This is a genomic window from Glaciimonas sp. PCH181, from assembly GCF_003056055.1.
In the GTDB taxonomy this organism is placed as follows: domain Bacteria; phylum Pseudomonadota; class Gammaproteobacteria; order Burkholderiales; family Burkholderiaceae_D; genus Glaciimonas.
Genome location: NZ_PYFP01000001.1, coordinates 2,263,064 through 2,279,849, shown reverse-complemented (window position 1 = coordinate 2,279,849; position 16,786 = coordinate 2,263,064). Strand labels below are relative to the sequence as shown.

Here is a 16,786-nt window from a genome sequence, read left to right as displayed (position 1 = left end):
AAGATATAGCGCATGACCAAAGCAATCGCACCAACATCCCAGCAACCGGATCCGACGCCTTCTCCCAAGAAGGCGCGTCCTAAAAACAAGTCGCCATTTGTTCGCAGAATATTGGCTGGCTTGTTAATGCTGATGTTAGTGATCGTGCTGGCAATCGTCGCGGTATTAATAGGCGTGCGTTCCGAGTCCGGGACGAAAGCAATCTGGACAACGGCAACTTGGTTATCGCAAAAACATCTCAGCGGAGAACTGATAGGCGGGACCCTGGCAGAAGGTGTGCGCTTGAAAAATGTTGTGTATCAAGATGCTACGCAGCAGTTTGCTATCGATAAAATTGATGGACGCTGGCAACTGACGCTGTCGCCGCTGAAATTCAGCGTAAGTCATTTACATATCGGCACAGTCGAAGCGCGGATGCAGCCAAAGCCGTCTACACCGATGACGTTGCCAACCCGTTTAACCTCGCCGCTGGCATTGTCGCTGGAAAATATTACACTCGACAAATTCTCTTTGCAGCAAGGAATACCCGCAGTGGGGAAACCGACCGAGTTGCGCAATTTATCTCTGCATGGACAATCTGACCGAGTCCAACACACGTTGGTGATAGAGGGATTGGATACCGCATTCGGCAATGTTAACGCCACGCTGCATCTGCAGGGAGAGGCACCGTTTACCCTTCAGGGCGGCGCGCAATTGCAGGGTGCTTACGAACAGGAAAAATATCAAATCGATGCCAATGTATCTGGCACATTATCGGCACTGAATCTCGAAGTGCATGGCAATGGCGATAAATTACGCGCCACTGCAAACATCGCAGCGACACCTTTTGCAACGATCCCGTTTCAGCGGATACAGCTCAGCGCCAGCAATGTTAATCCCAAACTCTTCAGCGCTGGTGCGCCTTTCGCTGACTTGAATATTCAAGCCGATTTGGTGCCTGTGCCAGTTTCATCGGCTGAGAAAAATATCGCGTTAGAAACGCTGGCCGTAAGCGGCCCACTGCGCATCAATAATGCGTCGCCCGGTGCCATTGATAAAGATCGTTTGCCATTGATTTCTGCGCAAGCTGAGCTGCGTCTCGATTCAAAACATCAACAGTTATCCGGTTTGCAGATCAAGCTAGTGGATAACGCCAGCATTAGTGGAACCGGTGAGTATCATAGCGACGGGGAAGAGAAAAATACTGGCAAATTTAACCTCAATGTTGAACGGCTTGATTTGCATGCCTTGCATGGGCAATTACAACCGACCCAGTTGCAAGGACCGATCAATCTCGCTCTAACGCCGGATACGCAAGAAATCTCATTGAAACTGGCTGATAAAAATATCTCGGCCAAGATCGACGCGGTGATTGATCCGAAGAAAGTCGATGTGCGTCTGGCGCAATTAACCGCCGGTCCTGCATTGCTGGATGCCACTGCAAGCATGGCGCGTGATGGCGAAGCTCCCTTTGTAGTAAAGGGTAAATTACGTGATGTTGATCCTGCTTTATGGATAAAAACTACTGCGCCAAAAAGCACATCAGCTAAAAAAACCAGCGCAGAAAAAATCGCCAAGCCGGTTTCCGCCCGCATCAATATGGATATCGACGCTGCTGGTAAGTTAACCCCAGCACTCCAGCTAAAACTGAAATTCAATGTCCTCGACAGCGTTTATGACAACTTGCCGATGACAGGCAACGGCACCATTAATTTGGCTGGAAAGCGTTTGTTGCCAAGTGATGCACACTTGTCGGTGGCGGGTAACGACGCGCAATTAAACGGCAGTTTTGGTGTCGTCGGCGACCGCCTCAATGTCAAAATTGACGCCGGACAATTGCAGCGATTGGGCTTCGGCTTATCCGGTGCATTGCATCTGGATGGACAAGTAACGGGCAGCATGCAACGGCCGGCCATCAAGGCGAGTTACCGGGCAGAGAAATTACAATTTGGACAGCATCAGGTTGACGATTTATCCGGCCAGGCCGATATTCAAACCGATCTCAGTGCCAAGTTATCTGCTGCTGGCAACAAGCTGCAACTGAGTGTTGAAGCGCGCGGCTATCGCGGCCCTGAGGTGGTGCTGAATAAAGTCAGCGCGAACCTTTCCGGTACTTTCGCTAGCCACGCCTTAAAGCTGGAAAGCACAGGCACGGTGCGTGAAAAGCCTTTGGCGCTGACCCTTGCTGCGCAGGGAAAATTGATAGAAAGTACGAGCGGCTATGGCTGGCAGGGTACCTTAAGTGAGCTGAAAAATCAGGGCATTCCACGAATCGCGCTTGATGGTCCCTTATCGATTAGCGCAGCGGCGGATAAGGTCGTTTTAGGGGCAACGCGCCTGACCATTGCCGATGCCGTTATCGCGCTGAAAAACCTGAGTTTCGACCATGGGCGCGTCCAGTCTGCGGGTGCGATTAATGCACTGAAAGTGAATAGCGTACTGGACCTGATTCACGAATTTACGGGAAATACGCCGCCATTAAAAACAGATTTGGTTCTTGATAGCCGATGGGATTTCGGATTAACAGACCGTGCCACCGGCTTTTTTGAGGTTAACCGTCGTAGTGGCGATCTGCGTGTGAATGCAGGGCGCGGCGATACAGCGCTTGGTTTGTCCGAACTGCGGGTTCGGGCCGACTTTCAGGGAACGCAGGTTAATCTGGATGCAGCGGTAGCGGCAGCGCGCATCGGGACTGCTAACGCGCAAGTGCAGGTCGGCTTAATCGCACTCGGAAACGGGCTGACCGTGAATGATAACGCTGCGTTATCCGGGGCAATTAAAGCCAACGTTCCGCAATTGAAAACAGTCGGTGGACTGATTGGGCCGCAAGTCGGTTTGGACGGTAGCCTGGCGATGGATGTGAAACTGGCTGGCACGTTGGCGCAACCAACATTGTCGGGTGCAGTTGCTGGCGACAAGCTCGCCGTGACGCTATACGATCAGGGCATAAAATTGCGCGATGGTATCGCCCGTCTTACGTTGGAAAAAAATGTTATTGCGCTCAAGCAGCTTGAGTTTCATGGCGGAGATGGCACGTTGCGCGCAAGCGGGCAGCTACAGTTGGGTAAATCGAATCCTGATATTTCGGCTACGGTCGTGGCTGATCGTCTGCAACTTTTTGCTAGCCCGGATCGGCAATTAATGTTGTCAGGCCAAGCCAAGGTCGCCAACGTGAATGACCAGTTGCATGTCGATGGAAAATTTACAGTCGATAAGGCCTTGTTCGATTTGCCCAAGAATACCGCTCCATCTCTCGGTGATGATGTGGTGATTGTGCGGAGTAACGGCAAGTCGTCTACGACGCTTTTGTCAGAAAAAGCAAAACTCACCAGGACGGCAGAAAAGCCTGCGGGCAGCATGACGCCAATCATGAATATCGACGTCGATTTCGGTAACGATTTCCGTTTCCGTGGCAGCGGCGCAGATTTGCGTTTGGGTGGAACCATGACTGTGCATAGTGAGCCATTTTCACCGCTGCGCGCTAGTGGCACTATTCGGGTTACTGATGGGACGTATGAAGTATTCGGGCGTAAGCTGGCTATTGAACGCGGGTTGATTAACTTCAGAGGACCGATCAATAATCCCAATATTAATATTCTGGCGATGCGTCGCAATCAGGATGTTGAGGCGGGCGCGGAGATCAGCGGCTATGCTTCATCACCGCGGGTCAAACTGGTATCTGAGCCGAATGTGTCCGATGAAGAAAAACTTTCGTGGTTGATGTTTGGTCACGGCAGCGATAGCAGTGCGCTCGGCCAACGTCAAGCCGCAGGTCAGGCGTTGGCGTTGTTGGGTAATTACGGTGGTAAAAAAATTGCACAGGGCGTTGGGCTTGATGAGTTTTCTATCGGTTCGAGCGAATCCGGTTTGGTGAATGACCAAGTGGTGAATATCGGCAAAGCGATTACTGAGAAAATCAATCTGGGCTATGAGCAAAGTCTGACCGGTGCGGCCAGCGTATTGAAACTAACGTGGCAGTTTTCACGTCGTTGGTCGATGGTATTGCGGGGCGGGACTATTAGTGGGTTGGATGTGTTATTTAATCGACGGTTTGATCAGTTCCGGACGGATAAAAATCCGAAAAATCCGGTTTCACAGCCAGAGGAGAAAGCGCCATAAGATGGCTATAAATCACTCATTCATTTATCAATCATTGATTGATGACCTATGAAATGGTGTCTATTGATTGTTCTCAGCATTTAATTTTTTCTATTAGCTTTGCAGTTTTATGATTCTACTCAAATATCTTCAGGCTTATCCGTCGTCATTGCAGGACCAGATACGCGTGCTTATTGAACAGAATCGTTTGGGCGAATATTTGCTTAAACGGTATCCGGGGAAGCATGCGGTTCAAAATGATAAAGCGTTATATAGCTATACGTTGGGGTTGAAGCAGGCGCATTTGAAAAATGCACCTAATATCGATAAAGTGCTGTACGACAGTCGGCTTGATTTGACGCATAAAGCCTTGGGGTTGCATACCGCTATTTCCCGGATTCAGGGTGGGAAGTTGAAGGCTAAGAAGGAAATTCGTGTTGCAGCGTTATTTAAAGAGGCGGCGCCAGAGTTTTTGCAGATGATTGTGGTGCATGAGTTGGCGCATCTTAAAGAGCAGGATCATAACAAGGCATTTTACAAGCTTTGTGAGTATATGTTGCCGGAGTATCATCAGTTGGAGTTTGATTTGAGGGTGTTTTTGACTTATCGGGAGTTGGTTAAAAGTGGGGGAGGGATTGTCGATAAGGTTGTTTGATACGGGGAGAGCTGAAACGGAGCACAACCGGCCGGGCAGTTACACAGAATTACTTACGGGCTCGACACGGAGCACAACCGGTTTAAATTACCTTCAAACCGTCCCTCATCAACGCACCAAAAATCACTAAAAATACGCCCTCATGCGCCACACAAAACGATTATTAATAGTCATCCTATTCCTGGTAATCCTACTAGCACTATTCCAATTTTCCGGTCTAAGAGAACATTTCAACCTGGAATTCCTACGCCAGCAAATCGTAGACAACAAAGTCAACGGTCTATTAATATTCGTCCTGCTATTCTGCATGGGTAACCTAATCCAAGTACCCGGCTGGATATTTCTGGCAGCGGCAGTCCTGGCGCTAGGCAAAACCTGGGGCGGCATAGCAACCTATATAGCCGCAACCATCTCCTGCATCTTCACATTCCTCACGATTCGCTTCATCGGCGGCGACGCCATCCGCGGCCTAAAAAATCGCACTGCACTAAAAATACTCCACAGCCTCGATGCACATCCAATCAAAAGCATCGCATTATTAAGAATATTATTTCAAACCGTCCCTGCCCTAAATTACGCCCTGGCGTTATCTGGCGTAAAGTTCCACAAATACTTAATTGGCACAATGATAGGTTTACCCTTGCCAATCATGGTCTATTGCCTATTCTTTGACTACATTGGCAAGGCGCTGCACATCCATTGACGGACGGCATCTAGATTAAGTGTTGGAAAGAAACGAATCCGGCATTCACGCTCAGCGATCACAGCGACCATAGCGATCAATTAATTGGAATCCCTAAACCATGAACAAACAATTTTCAACCGCTTGCGAACGCAATAGCCACCCTATTGCCACAGTTCTGGCAACCCAATTCACAGCATCCGCAACGACCCCACAACGTGTACTAGAAATTGGCAGCGGAACCGGGCAACATGCGGTCTATTTCGCCCAGCAATTTCCACATCTGATCTGGCAAACCAGTGACCTCGCGGCCAATCACGACAGCATTCTTGCCTGGCAGGAAGATGCAGCACTGGCAAACGTTTTACCACCGCTAACATTAGATATGGCCGATCCAGCATGGTCGCAAACCATCGCCACAACCTACGATGCAGTGTTTACAGCCAATACCTGCCACATCATGTCGTGGCCGCAGGTCAGAAATATGTTTTTAGGTGTAGGGAGAGTACTAACATCCGGCGGCCGCTTTTGGACCTATGGACCGTTTAATGTCGATGGACAATTTACCAGCACCAGCAATGCCGCCTTCGATGCCAGTTTGAAAGAATACGCAGCGCATATGGGCATACGCGATATGGCCGAATTAATCGTGCTGGCTGCTGAGAACCGTCTGATATTGCGAGAAGATCATCCCATGCCAGCAAATAACCGCCTGCTGGAATGGGAACATGTTTGACGCTTTAAACGCTTGATCTAACTAAACTTAACTGCGCCGCCCGGTCATTTCTTCCCCTGCATCCGGCCGCAATTTTAATGCAAATGGCAGTGCGCCCATGGCGATAATCCCGATAATCAAGAATGTCGGCCAAAAGTCCGCGCTGACGATAGTGGCATGACCTTGAACCTGGTTCGATATTTGCAGCACGAAACCGCCGACCGTAACCCCCATACCGATGGCGAGTTGTTGGGCTACGCTGGTTAAACTGGTGGCCTGACTCATTTGGTGCGGACTAATATCGGCATAGGCAATGGCGTTCAAACTGGTGAACTGCATCGAACGCACACAACCCCCGATTAATAACAAAGCGCCGACCAGCACGTGCGGCGTATCGGCGGCAAGCGCACCGAACGCCGCCATCGACGCCGCACCGAATAACGTGTTGTAAATGAGGACAGTGCGAAAACCATAGCGTTTTAAAACCACGCTCGTGATGGTTTTAACAAACATCGCTCCCATAGACGACACACAGGTCAGCAAGCCGGACTGGAAGGGCGACATCCCGAATCCAAGCTGAAATAATAACGGCAGCAAAAACGGTAGCGCGCCAATCCCAATCCGAAACAGTGAACCGCCGTAGATGTTCATCCGTAGTGTCGGAATCGACAGCAGGCGCAGATTTAATAGTGGGTGCTCACAATGGAAAGCGTGCCAGACATACGCCAGTAGCGACGTCAGACCGATAGCGATACAGATCAGCGAAATATCGCTATCGACCAAATGGCGGCCTGCGCTGGCAAGTCCAAACATCAGGCAGGAGCAACCAATTGCCGATAGCAAAAAGCCGATCCAGTCTAGCGGCACGGTTTGTTCTTCGCGCAAATTTTGAATGTAACGATTGGCAAGATAGATGCCGACGATACTGATCGGGATATTGATAAAAAATATCCAACGCCAATGAAAATAAGTGGTGATGAAGCCGCCCAACGGTGGCCCGATCACCGGCCCTAGCAAAGCAGGAATTGTCAGATAGCTCAGCGCTTTCACCAAATCCGCCTTTGAGACCGTTCGCAAAATTACTAGTCGGCCCACCGGCACCATCATCGCGCCACCGATCCCCTGCAAAAAACGAGCGGCCACAAATTCAGCAAGTGTGTGCGACATGCCGCATAAGATAGAGCCGAACATGAATACGCCGATAGCAGTTCGAAATACGGTGCGTGCCCCAAAACGATCTGCCATCCAGCCGCTAATCGGGATAAACACCGCCAGACTGACTAGATAAGAGGTCATCGCCAGTTTCAGCGCAATTGGACTTTCGCCCATGTCGAGCGCCATAGCCGGTAACGAGGTCGCAATCACGGTCGCATCCATATTCTCCATAAAGAGAGCACAGGCGACAATCAAAGGAGTAAGAAAAACGCGAGAAATTGCCATGAGCGAAGGGGAGAGCCAAGCTGCCCAGGCACCATGGAGCGGTGCTAAAGAGCTGGATATTAAAGCGCACTAGTATAGCGCTTTGGCGCTTCCTTCGCCGATCGGTTAGCATACCCGCTTCTACGTATTTTTTAGCGATTTATGCAGGCATGCCGGGCGCAGTGCCCTTTATGGATGCTATTTTAGTAAAAAATACGACCGCAACCCCTTACAACGCATCAGCTATGACTTCTGGCCTTCATTCCGACGCAATGCTTGCACCATCGATCAATTCTGGCGTTACTACTTTTGGTGCCGATGCAAGATGTTTTGCCTTATTTGACGATCGTAGTGTCGAGCAAACCGGGGCCAACTCGCGTTTATATACCGGCTATCAGCGGACGCTGCAATGCCATGACGCCGGGCAATTCCCGCAATTGCTGGATCAAATGCAGCAGGCTTTGCGAGATGGTTTGCAGGTTGTCACGCTATTGCGCTATGAACTCGGCGCGGCGTTGCACAGCGTGCCATTGGATTCGGCGGGATTGATGGGCGCTATCGAGCCTCTGGCGGAGGTATTACTTTTCGCGCATTGTCAAAAAATGACACCAACCGAGGTCGACGATTGGTTGCAACAGCGCGCCGATGCGGAAATGTATCCTGATCAGCATAGCGAAACGGCCACCAGTACAGCGACCGCGCCCGTGTCAGGAATTGCGAATATCCGCCCCAACATTACCGCCACCGAATTTGACGCTGCCATTGCCCGCATCCATGCTTATATCGAAGCTGGTGATACCTATCAGGTGAATTACACTTACCGACTGCATTTCGACGCCTACGGCAGCCCTTTGTCCCTGTATCGCCGATTGCGAGAGCGTCAGCCAGTACCTTACGGGGCATTGATCGTGCTGCCGGACGATCGTGCCGTCTTATCGTTGTCGCCGGAATTGTTCGTCCGTCATGAGCAGGGCGTGTTGACTGCGCGACCGATGAAAGGCACAGCCGCCGCAAGCAGCGACCCGGCGCTGAATCAGCAAACTGCACTGGCATTGGCCGCCGATCCTAAAAATCGTGCAGAGAATTTAATGATTGTTGACCTGTTACGCAATGACGTGGGTCGCGTTGCGCGTTCCGGATCGGTGCAGGTGCCAAAGCTATTTGAAGTCAGCCGCTTTAACACGGTGTTGCAAATGACTTCCACCGTGCAGGCGCAATTACGCAGCGATGTCAGTCTGACCGAATTGATGGTGGCGCTATACCCCTGCGGCTCGATTACCGGTGCGCCGAAGTTGCGCACGATGCACATCATCGCAGAGTTGGAAGCCGCGCCGAGACGTTTGTATACCGGTGCGATCGGCTGGTTTGAGGCACCCGTGGGGGAATGTGCAATCGGTGATTTTTGTCTTTCCGTACCAATACGGACGTTGCTGCTGGAGGCCGAAACGAGCGATGGTGTGCAGGTACGACGGGGAGAGATGGGCGTGGGGGCCGGCATCGTCTATGACAGTATTGCAGCGGATGAATTCGTTGAATGCGCATTGAAAGCACAATTCCTGACCGGCCTGCGCGGGGATTTTTCCTTGTTTGAAACCATTTATGCGACGAAAGAAGAGGGTTGTCGCCATCTGGCATTGCATTTGGCAAGGCTGCGATCATCAGCAGACTATTTTGGCCTTGCATTTGATGCGACGCAAATAGATGCGCGTTTGAAGGAACATTGCGCCAGCTTCTCCGATAGCGGCGCTTACCGACTGCGGCTGAGTCTGGACGCGGATGGCACAATTTCTTTGACTAGTGCGCCGCTGGCGGCGTTGTCTCAGCCGGTCAAGGTTTTGATCGCCCCTGCGCCGACGCAAGCAAGCGATCTTTTTCTGCGCCACAAGACTACGCAACGAAGTCGCTACGATCAGGCGTGGAAATTCGCTGAGCAGAATGGTGCTTTCGATATGCTGTTTTTTAATCAGGCAGGTGAGTTGACCGAAGGTGGCCGAAGCAGCGTATTTGTCAAGCTGGCAGGGCGCTGGTATACGCCGCCGTTGGCCTGTGGTGTGCTGCCGGGGGTGATGCGGAGTGTGATTCTTAGCGATCCCGAATGGAACGCCTCAGAACGAAAACTGACGCGAGAAGATCTTCTGGCTGCTGAGCAGATTATGGTCTGTAATGCTCTGCGCGGCGCTTTACTGGCAGAAGTTGCTTTGTAAGTTGGCCGGAAATTACCTTTAAATTGACTATAAAGTCGGCCGCAGAGAATGCGGCCGACGATGCGGTTAATCTCAATAAAATTGCGCCAGCACCGGGAATTCTTTGATCAGCAAAGGAATGACTCGGGCAGAGGTCAGCGCGCCGACAATCCCCACTACCGAAATCGATAGCATTGCCAGCGTCAATCTCACTGTCAAGCCGCGATTACGGGCACGTAATACCAGTGGAAGATTGATCAATACGCTGGATAACGAAGCGATTACCGCACCGGTCGAGACGACGTGCGCAGATATCGCATTGTTGGTCAGCAAACTGGCCGCAGCCGCCACTGCACTGGCGCTGGAGACGATCCCGCCGATCAGACTAACGGCATAAAAGCCAAGCTCACCAAACGAGTTTTGAGTCACGACGCCCGCGATGTGCAAGATCAGAAACAGCAAGCCATATTTGAGTGCTGCAGTGACCGAAAATGGCAGTGGCAAATCGACTGGTTCGGCTTGGCTATCGTCAGTGGTGCGATGCGAATTGCGGTCCATGAAGAACCAGCCTGCGTTGACCAGTAACATCAAAAAGAACGGCACGGCGGCGGTGAGAGCGGCTTCTGGCGCAAGAATAAATAACAGGCAGGCGTTACGTATCGTCATCGCTGAGGTTGCCAGCAGAATGCCGCGATAGGCAGCGCTGACCGTTTCGGGATGGTTGTCTTTGGCACGCGATGCCATTTCGTTGACGGTGACGCTGCTGTTGACCAGTCCGCCCAGAAATCCTGCCAGCGCAATGCCGCGTGTGCCGTATATTTTCCAGAGTACGTAGTTGATAAAACCGATGCCAGCAATCAGGATCACAGTGACCCATGCGGCGCGTGGTTCGATCAGGTTCCAAGGGCCGATGGCGCCCATCGGTAGCGCGGGATAAATCACGATGGCGAGAATTGCCAGCATCAATGCGGAGCGCATTTCGGCTTCAGTCAGGCCGACGCTGAATCCAGCAAGACGATCTTTCCATGCCAATAGGGCGGTGACAATCACCATGACGGAAGCTGGGGTGGCGGTGTGGCCTTTGCCGCAGAGGATGCCGATGACGCAGGTAATCAGCATCGCGGCGGAGGTGGTGAGTTCAGTGCTGACGTGGGTGCGAAGGCGTTGCAGGTTTAGGAATACGGTTAAACCGCCGGTCATGAATAGAATTAAATAGGCGTAGGTGTCGCCAAGGATGCCGCCCATGCCGCCTAGCAACGCAACTAAGCCGAAGGTGCGGAGCCCCGCTTCTTTGCCGCGGCGTTCGCGTTCTAATCCGATTAGCAAGCCTAATGCTAGCGCCAGACCTAGACGGGTCAGACTGATTAAATAGGGCCATTTTACTTCTGGCAGGGACATGCCTATCTGGATCAGTGGTTGGGCGGCTATGTTTAGGGTATTGGGATCGAGAGTTGTCATGACCTGTTGTTTTTTGTGTTCGGTTAGTCGGTGTTTGAAACGGGTGTTTCTCCGTGGTTAGTTCGCCGGGAGTAGCCCGGCAGCTAGTTACTTTTTCTTGCTTAGGCTAGGCGCCCCCGGCTTGCTTCCACGGAGAAAAACCCGTTTCAATTACAACCCAACCTAATAACCGCAACGCTCCCGCACCTAATCCAAATCTAAAACAACTTCTTTCAGAGGAAACTATAAACGCAACGCTATATCTTTGCTTAAATCAAACCGCTTCCATGACCTCAACTCGCAAAATCAGCTAAAACAAAACGATCTAAGCCCTCCGCAACCGCGGATTACCCAAACTTAATAAATAGTCTTAGCCGCTTCCCGAATAGCCTGCTGCAAAATCTTCGCCCCCGGCGATAAAATCTGATTACGCCGCGTAATAATGCCAAACCCATCCATCTTGCACGGCAACTCAATTGGCAAAATCGCCAACACATTCAACTGCGCATAAAACCGCGACACCTCAACCGGCATCACATGTAAAAAATCCGTCTGCTGCAACAAACTAATAATCGCCAACGCAGCAGTGGTATCAACAACATTAGTCGGCGGCGGCAAGCCATTCTTATGAAACATCATATCGCTGCGATGCCGCAAAATACTACCGCGCGGCGACAGTATCCACCCAGCCCCCGCAATATCTTTTAGTTGCAAATTGGAAACATTCCGCAAAGGATGATCAATCCGGGCAACCGCACATACCGGCTCATCAGCCAGCTCCTCATACTCCAGATCCAGATTCCCGTTATCCTCAGCATCCAAAATCCGCGCCACCATAAAATCCAGCGACCCGCGCTGCATCCGCTCTAGCAGGATATTGCTACTCTCGATTTCAATCCCGATCCGCAACATCGGCGAATGCTGCTTCACACTCGCAATCGCCGCAGGTACCAAATTCATCCCCGGCGTCAGAATCGCTCCCACATCAACCTGCCCCGACAAACCGGACTTCAACGCTGTGATGTCATCATGCGCTTGCGACAGACTAGTCAGCGCCATACGCGAATGACGAATCATCGCCTCGCCATAAATAGTCGGACGCATACCACGTGGCAAACGTTCAAATAATTGCACGTCCAGCATGTCTTCCAAATCCTTCAATTGCTTGGAAGCCGCCGGTTGTGTCATGTTCAACGCCTCGGCTGCCCGATGGATATTGCGCTCTTCGTCTAGCGCGATTAACAGCAAAAGCTGACGTGTTTTGAGGCGCGCGCGGAGAAACCAGTTGTTATCGCTATTTGACATTCTCGTCCCGGATGGTTTTATTATCGTTTTTCAACTAGGGTTCAACGGCTGTTCAGCCATCGCCTAACTGTACCCTCATTAGGCCAAAATGATACCAAATTCAGTATTGAAACGGCATAAAAATTCATTAGAAAGATATCGCAGCACTCTTTACACTATGCTTATAATTTCGGCGATCAGTCTGTCCGCGCCGCCCTACACACCGTAAAAGGATCCCACAGCATGACAAACCTGAACACAACTTTCGCCAGCTATCCAAGTCTGACTGACCGCACCGTACTGATTAGTGGCGGTACAACCGGGATCGGCGCTGATATGGTGGCGCAATTTGTCGCGCAAGGGGCCAAAGTCAGTTTTCTTGGCCGCAATCAAGAGGCCGCAGAGCAGCTAATCGCCGCCATTGCCGCGGAAGGCGCAGGTCAGAAATGCCATGTACCGCTCTTTTTGCCATGCGATGTCTGCGATATCCCCGCGCTACAAGCTGCGATCAGCACTGCGCGTGATCATTTCGGTCCGATTTCAATCCTGGTCAACAACGCTGCCAACGATCATCGCCATAGCATTGCCGAGACCACCGTCGCGAGTTGGGACAACGGCATGGCGGTCAATTTGCGGCACCAGTTTTTTGCAGCGCAAGCCGTGATGGACGATATGCAAAAACTCGGCGGCGGTTCGATCATCAATCTGGGATCCATTAGCTGGAAAAATAAAACCGGCGGCATGCCAGCCTACACGACCTCTAAAGCGGCGATTCAAGGTTTGACGCGCTCTTTGGCGCGTGATCTGGGTCCTCACAATATCCGTGTTAATACGTTGGTGCCGGGTTGGGTAATGACCGAGAAGCAGATCAAACTTTGGCTGGATGACGCTGGCGAACGTGAGATCGATCAAATGCAATGTCTGAAAGCGCGTCTGGATTCTGGGGATATTTCGCGCATGGCGCTGTTTTTGGCGGCCGATGACAGCAAAATGTGTACCGCGCAAGATTTCATAGTTGATGGCGGCTGGGTTTAATCCGATAACGCTGAGGGGCAAAGATGATAAACGCGATGAAAACTGCCAGCTTGCTGTTGGATGGCCAGCATTTACTCGGCGAAGGCGTGCTGTGGTGTGAGCGCAGCGGACGCTTGCTGTGGACCGATATTCTGGCATCGCGTCTGTGGTGTCATACGCCCGTTAGCGGCGAGACGGAAAGCTGGGCAATGCCCGAAATGCTGGCAACGTTTGCGCTCACGGCAAATGATGACCGGTTGTTACTAGGGTTGGCATCGCAATTAGCCTGGTTTAATTTTTCCAGCGGCGCGGTGACGCCGATTGTGACGGTGGAGGCAGAGCTGTTGACTACGCGCATCAATGATGGCCGCTGCGACCGTCAGGGGCGCTTTGTATTCGGCACCAAAACCGATGCGCTGGATCGCGCTGCCACTTGCAGTTTCTATCGTCTCAATACCGATTTAACGCTGGAACGCTTGCCGCTGGCGCCGGTGGCAATCAGCAATAGCATCTGTTTTAGCCCAGACGGCGCAACCATGTATTACTGCGACACGATCAGCAATACGATACGCTGCTGCGACTATGAAGCATTGGATGGCGCTGCGCCGGTAGTTGCTTTCGGCAATGACCGTTTGTTTACGGATATGGTCGATCAGCCGGGCTCGCCTGACGGCTCAACGATCGACAGCGAGGGTTATCTGTGGAACGCGCAGTGGGGCGGCTATCGGGTGGTGCGCTTTGCTCCTGATGGCAGCGTAGACCGGATCGTTACGATTCCGGTTTCACAACCCAGTTGCGTAGCTTTCGGCAGTGCGGGATTGTCGACCTTGTTTGTGACTACTGCACGAGAAGATTTATCGGCTGAAGCATTGCTGCTTCAGCCGCATTCCGGGGGTATCTTTAGCGTGGTATTGGAAGATGTACGGGGTTTGCCGGAAGGACGTTTTCTGGTTTGATGGTTTGCTATCCTACTGAAAAATCGATGATGAATTCAGCGTGGCAGGCCTGATTTCATCATCCATACATGCGAAATTAATTCAAAATCCGTCCAATGTCAGCGCTGCGCAAGGAAATCTTGTCAGCATCCTGATACAGCAATTCAATCCGTTTTTGCAATGGCCACCAGCCCGCCCACAAGGTTGTCTCTGCGGTTATCTCGACGGTCTCAACGATCGGTTCATCGGCAGGTGAGGGCGATGCAGCCTTTGGATTAAGCACCTGCTCAGCATGCGTCAGCGATAAACATACATGCGTCGTAGCCTGTTGCAACAGCGCATTCACCGCGGTTTGCGGCACACTGTCCTGATTCCGCTTCAGCAGCAAGCGTAGCGCAGCGATGTGCGCCATTATCAGATAATTTTGGACGATAAATTGATTGAGTTCTTCTGCGGCCCGCTGTTTGCTGACGGGTTCATCCAACATTCTGACTAGTGTAGACACCAGATCAGCAATACTATCCAGAAACCGCTTGCGACAAACCCGATAAATAAAATCGTCAGGGGTTTTTGCCTGCAGCATGTTATTTGCCGCTTCCAGATACTTCTGATTACTCGCCAGCACGCGGCGAATCAATTGCGGCAACGTGCGATATTCCCAACTTGGCAGCACGAAGCTGAAAGCCGTCGCGATGGCCGCGCCGATTATGGTGTCAATCAGGCGTTCGCCGATGACATGGCCGCTGCTCGGCAGCACCAGATTGATCTGTAGCAGTATCTGCATACTGGCAGCAATCGCCGTGTAGCGATATTTAACGTAAATGAAGGCGGGCGCAGCCACCGTCGCCAAAAACAAAAATCCCAGCAGCGCGACTGGTTCGTGGACGAAATGCAGAATCAGCGCTGTTGCTACGCAGCCGATCAAGGTCCCCAGCAGACGATCTCCGCGGCGTTGTTTGGTTTGGCTGAATGTGGGCTTCATGATGATCGCAATCGTCAGCACTATCCAATAACCGTGCGATGTGTAGGGCAGATGCGCGGCGATCACCAAACCAAGCGTAATCGCCATCGCAACGCGTATCGCAAAACGAAATACCGGCGATTGCCAGCGTAAGTTCGATACCAACACACCCAGTTGATACTTTTGCTGCGTCAGGAACGGCGTCATGTCCGAGCCCAGCATTTCTGGCAATTCGCCATGCGTGCCCTGCGTGGCGCGGTGCAATTCGTCGATCATGTCGACGGTATCGCGGATTTTATTATACGTAACGCGCAATAACGCCATCGCTTCTTCCGGCATTTTTCCGGCCAGACTATCTTGCTGTAGCTGTTGCAGCTCTATTTCAATTGCGCGCAATTCAGCCTTGTAGCTCACCGTGCGGAAAGATGCGCGCTTGCGGGTAATCGCGTAGGCGATGGTTTCGATATCCTTGGCGGCCTTGTTAATCAAGTCGCGGAAATACGTCAGAATATCTGCATCGGCAAAGTGCTGGCGTAGCTGGAGATAGTCAGTATGGGTAGAGAGAATATGTTCATACAGATCGAACATACCGAAATGTACTTGCACCAGAATTGCGTTTTGCTGACTTTTGGGGCCGCGCAAAATCAGATCGCGGGATGCTTGTTGTTTCTCCGCCAGTACAATTTGCTGGCGCACCAGGCGGTTGAACTGATTGCCAAGTTCAACGTGCATGTCGTAAAAATCGGCCTTGATATCCAGATAGCGTGCCAGCTCGAACAACGCCTCCGCCAAGACTTGTTGCTTAATGCGACGCCGCAGAAACCACGACACCACCATCGAATACGTCAGGTAAACCAAACCGCCTGCCAGAAACACGCCAGTATGTAAAAAAGCCCCCGCGATAGAGGCGGTATTGCCCATCGACAGCGTCATTGCAAACAACGCGGCGAACTGTAGTGGCATCGCTTTTTTGCCATACACGACCATCATGCAAGCCAAAAACGTCACCAACACCAGCATAACGCTGAGTAAATAAGGAAAAGGTTCGCATAAACTAATAATCAGCGTCACCGCTGTACATAGCAGAACGCTGGACAGCATTTCATTGAATTTGTGCCGCAAAGGACTAGGCAAATCCATCAGGCTAGTCGATAGTGCGCCTATACAAATCGTCATTGCGGTCGGCAAATCGGTGAACGGCAGCACCAACATTGTTAACCCGACCACCCCTGTAGCAATTCGCAGCCCTGTGTAAAAATAGTGACTAAATATAAACGTTCGAAGATCGAGTGCGTAGTGCATATGTAGTTTCTATGACAATGGCGGCAACGAGAAAGTGTACCGCGTTTGATGGGCTTAAATCAGGGTAAATACCATCGTTTCATTGCCATGAAGAAAATAAAAAATGCAGCGAAAACACACGT

General features: G+C 51.4%; 11 protein-coding genes. 7 read left to right on the top strand and 4 right to left on the bottom strand.

The genetic code is table 11. The features are described 5' to 3' along the window. The first annotated feature begins 12 nt into the window (after positions 1–12). The 4 genes from C7W93_RS10435 to C7W93_RS10420 all read left to right on the top strand — a co-directional run bounded on the left by C7W93_RS10435 (position 13) and on the right by C7W93_RS10420 (position 6,150). Positions 13–4,098: a translocation/assembly module TamB domain-containing protein gene (locus C7W93_RS10435; protein ID WP_225869802.1), complete on the top strand. Its 4,086-nt coding sequence runs from the start codon at positions 13–15 to the stop codon at positions 4,096–4,098. A gap of 109 nt (positions 4,099–4,207) precedes the next feature. Then, the gene (locus C7W93_RS10430; RefSeq protein WP_108439939.1) at positions 4,208–4,732 is read left to right on the top strand and encodes a M48 family metallopeptidase; all 525 of its coding nucleotides are present in this window, start codon (positions 4,208–4,210) and stop codon (positions 4,730–4,732) included. A 142-nt stretch (positions 4,733–4,874) separates the two neighbouring features. Then, positions 4,875–5,435 carry a TVP38/TMEM64 family protein gene (locus tag C7W93_RS10425; protein ID WP_108439938.1) on the top strand — a complete coding sequence of 187 codons (561 nt, stop codon included), beginning with the start codon at positions 4,875–4,877 and terminating at the stop codon, positions 5,433–5,435. Positions 5,436–5,535: 100 nt separating this feature from the next. Beyond that, on the top strand, positions 5,536–6,150 hold the full coding sequence (locus tag C7W93_RS10420; protein WP_108439937.1) for a DUF938 domain-containing protein: 615 nt from the start codon (positions 5,536–5,538) through the stop codon (positions 6,148–6,150). Positions 6,151–6,177: 27 nt separating this feature from the next. Here C7W93_RS10420 and C7W93_RS10415 read toward each other — a convergent pair whose 3' ends face one another. Next, positions 6,178–7,569 (bottom strand): MFS transporter, encoded by a 1,392-nt coding sequence (locus C7W93_RS10415; RefSeq protein ID WP_108439936.1) that lies wholly within the window; start codon positions 7,567–7,569, stop codon positions 6,178–6,180. A 251-nt stretch (positions 7,570–7,820) separates the two neighbouring features. Here C7W93_RS10415 and pabB point away from each other — a divergent pair, with 251 nt between their 5' ends. Continuing rightward, positions 7,821–9,752, top strand: a complete 1,932-nt coding sequence (gene pabB, locus C7W93_RS10410) for an aminodeoxychorismate synthase component I (RefSeq protein ID WP_108440601.1) — start codon at positions 7,821–7,823, stop codon at positions 9,750–9,752. A gap of 72 nt (positions 9,753–9,824) precedes the next feature. On the opposite strand, the gene C7W93_RS10405 is transcribed toward pabB, so the two are convergent. Together C7W93_RS10405 and C7W93_RS10400 are read right to left on the bottom strand one after the other, a co-directional pair. Then, on the bottom strand, positions 9,825–11,189 hold the full coding sequence (locus tag C7W93_RS10405) for an MgtC/SapB family protein (protein WP_108439935.1): 1,365 nt from the start codon (positions 11,187–11,189) through the stop codon (positions 9,825–9,827). 336 nt (positions 11,190–11,525) lie between these two features. Beyond that, the gene (locus C7W93_RS10400; protein WP_108439934.1) at positions 11,526–12,473 is read right to left on the bottom strand and encodes a LysR family transcriptional regulator; all 948 of its coding nucleotides are present in this window, start codon (positions 12,471–12,473) and stop codon (positions 11,526–11,528) included. 222 nt (positions 12,474–12,695) lie between these two features. Between C7W93_RS10400 and C7W93_RS10395 the strand changes: the two genes are divergently transcribed. After that, entirely contained in the window at positions 12,696–13,487 is a 792-nt protein-coding gene (locus tag C7W93_RS10395; RefSeq protein WP_108439933.1) for an SDR family NAD(P)-dependent oxidoreductase, read from the top strand. A 35-nt stretch (positions 13,488–13,522) separates the two neighbouring features. After that, the gene (locus tag C7W93_RS10390) at positions 13,523–14,422 is read left to right on the top strand and encodes an SMP-30/gluconolactonase/LRE family protein (protein ID WP_108439932.1); all 900 of its coding nucleotides are present in this window, start codon (positions 13,523–13,525) and stop codon (positions 14,420–14,422) included. Positions 14,423–14,498: 76 nt separating this feature from the next. Here C7W93_RS10390 and C7W93_RS10385 read toward each other — a convergent pair whose 3' ends face one another. After that, complete coding sequence (locus C7W93_RS10385; RefSeq protein WP_108439931.1) at positions 14,499–16,664, bottom strand: FUSC family membrane protein; 2,166 nt, start codon at positions 16,662–16,664, stop codon at positions 14,499–14,501. Positions 16,665–16,786 lie beyond the last annotated feature (122 nt).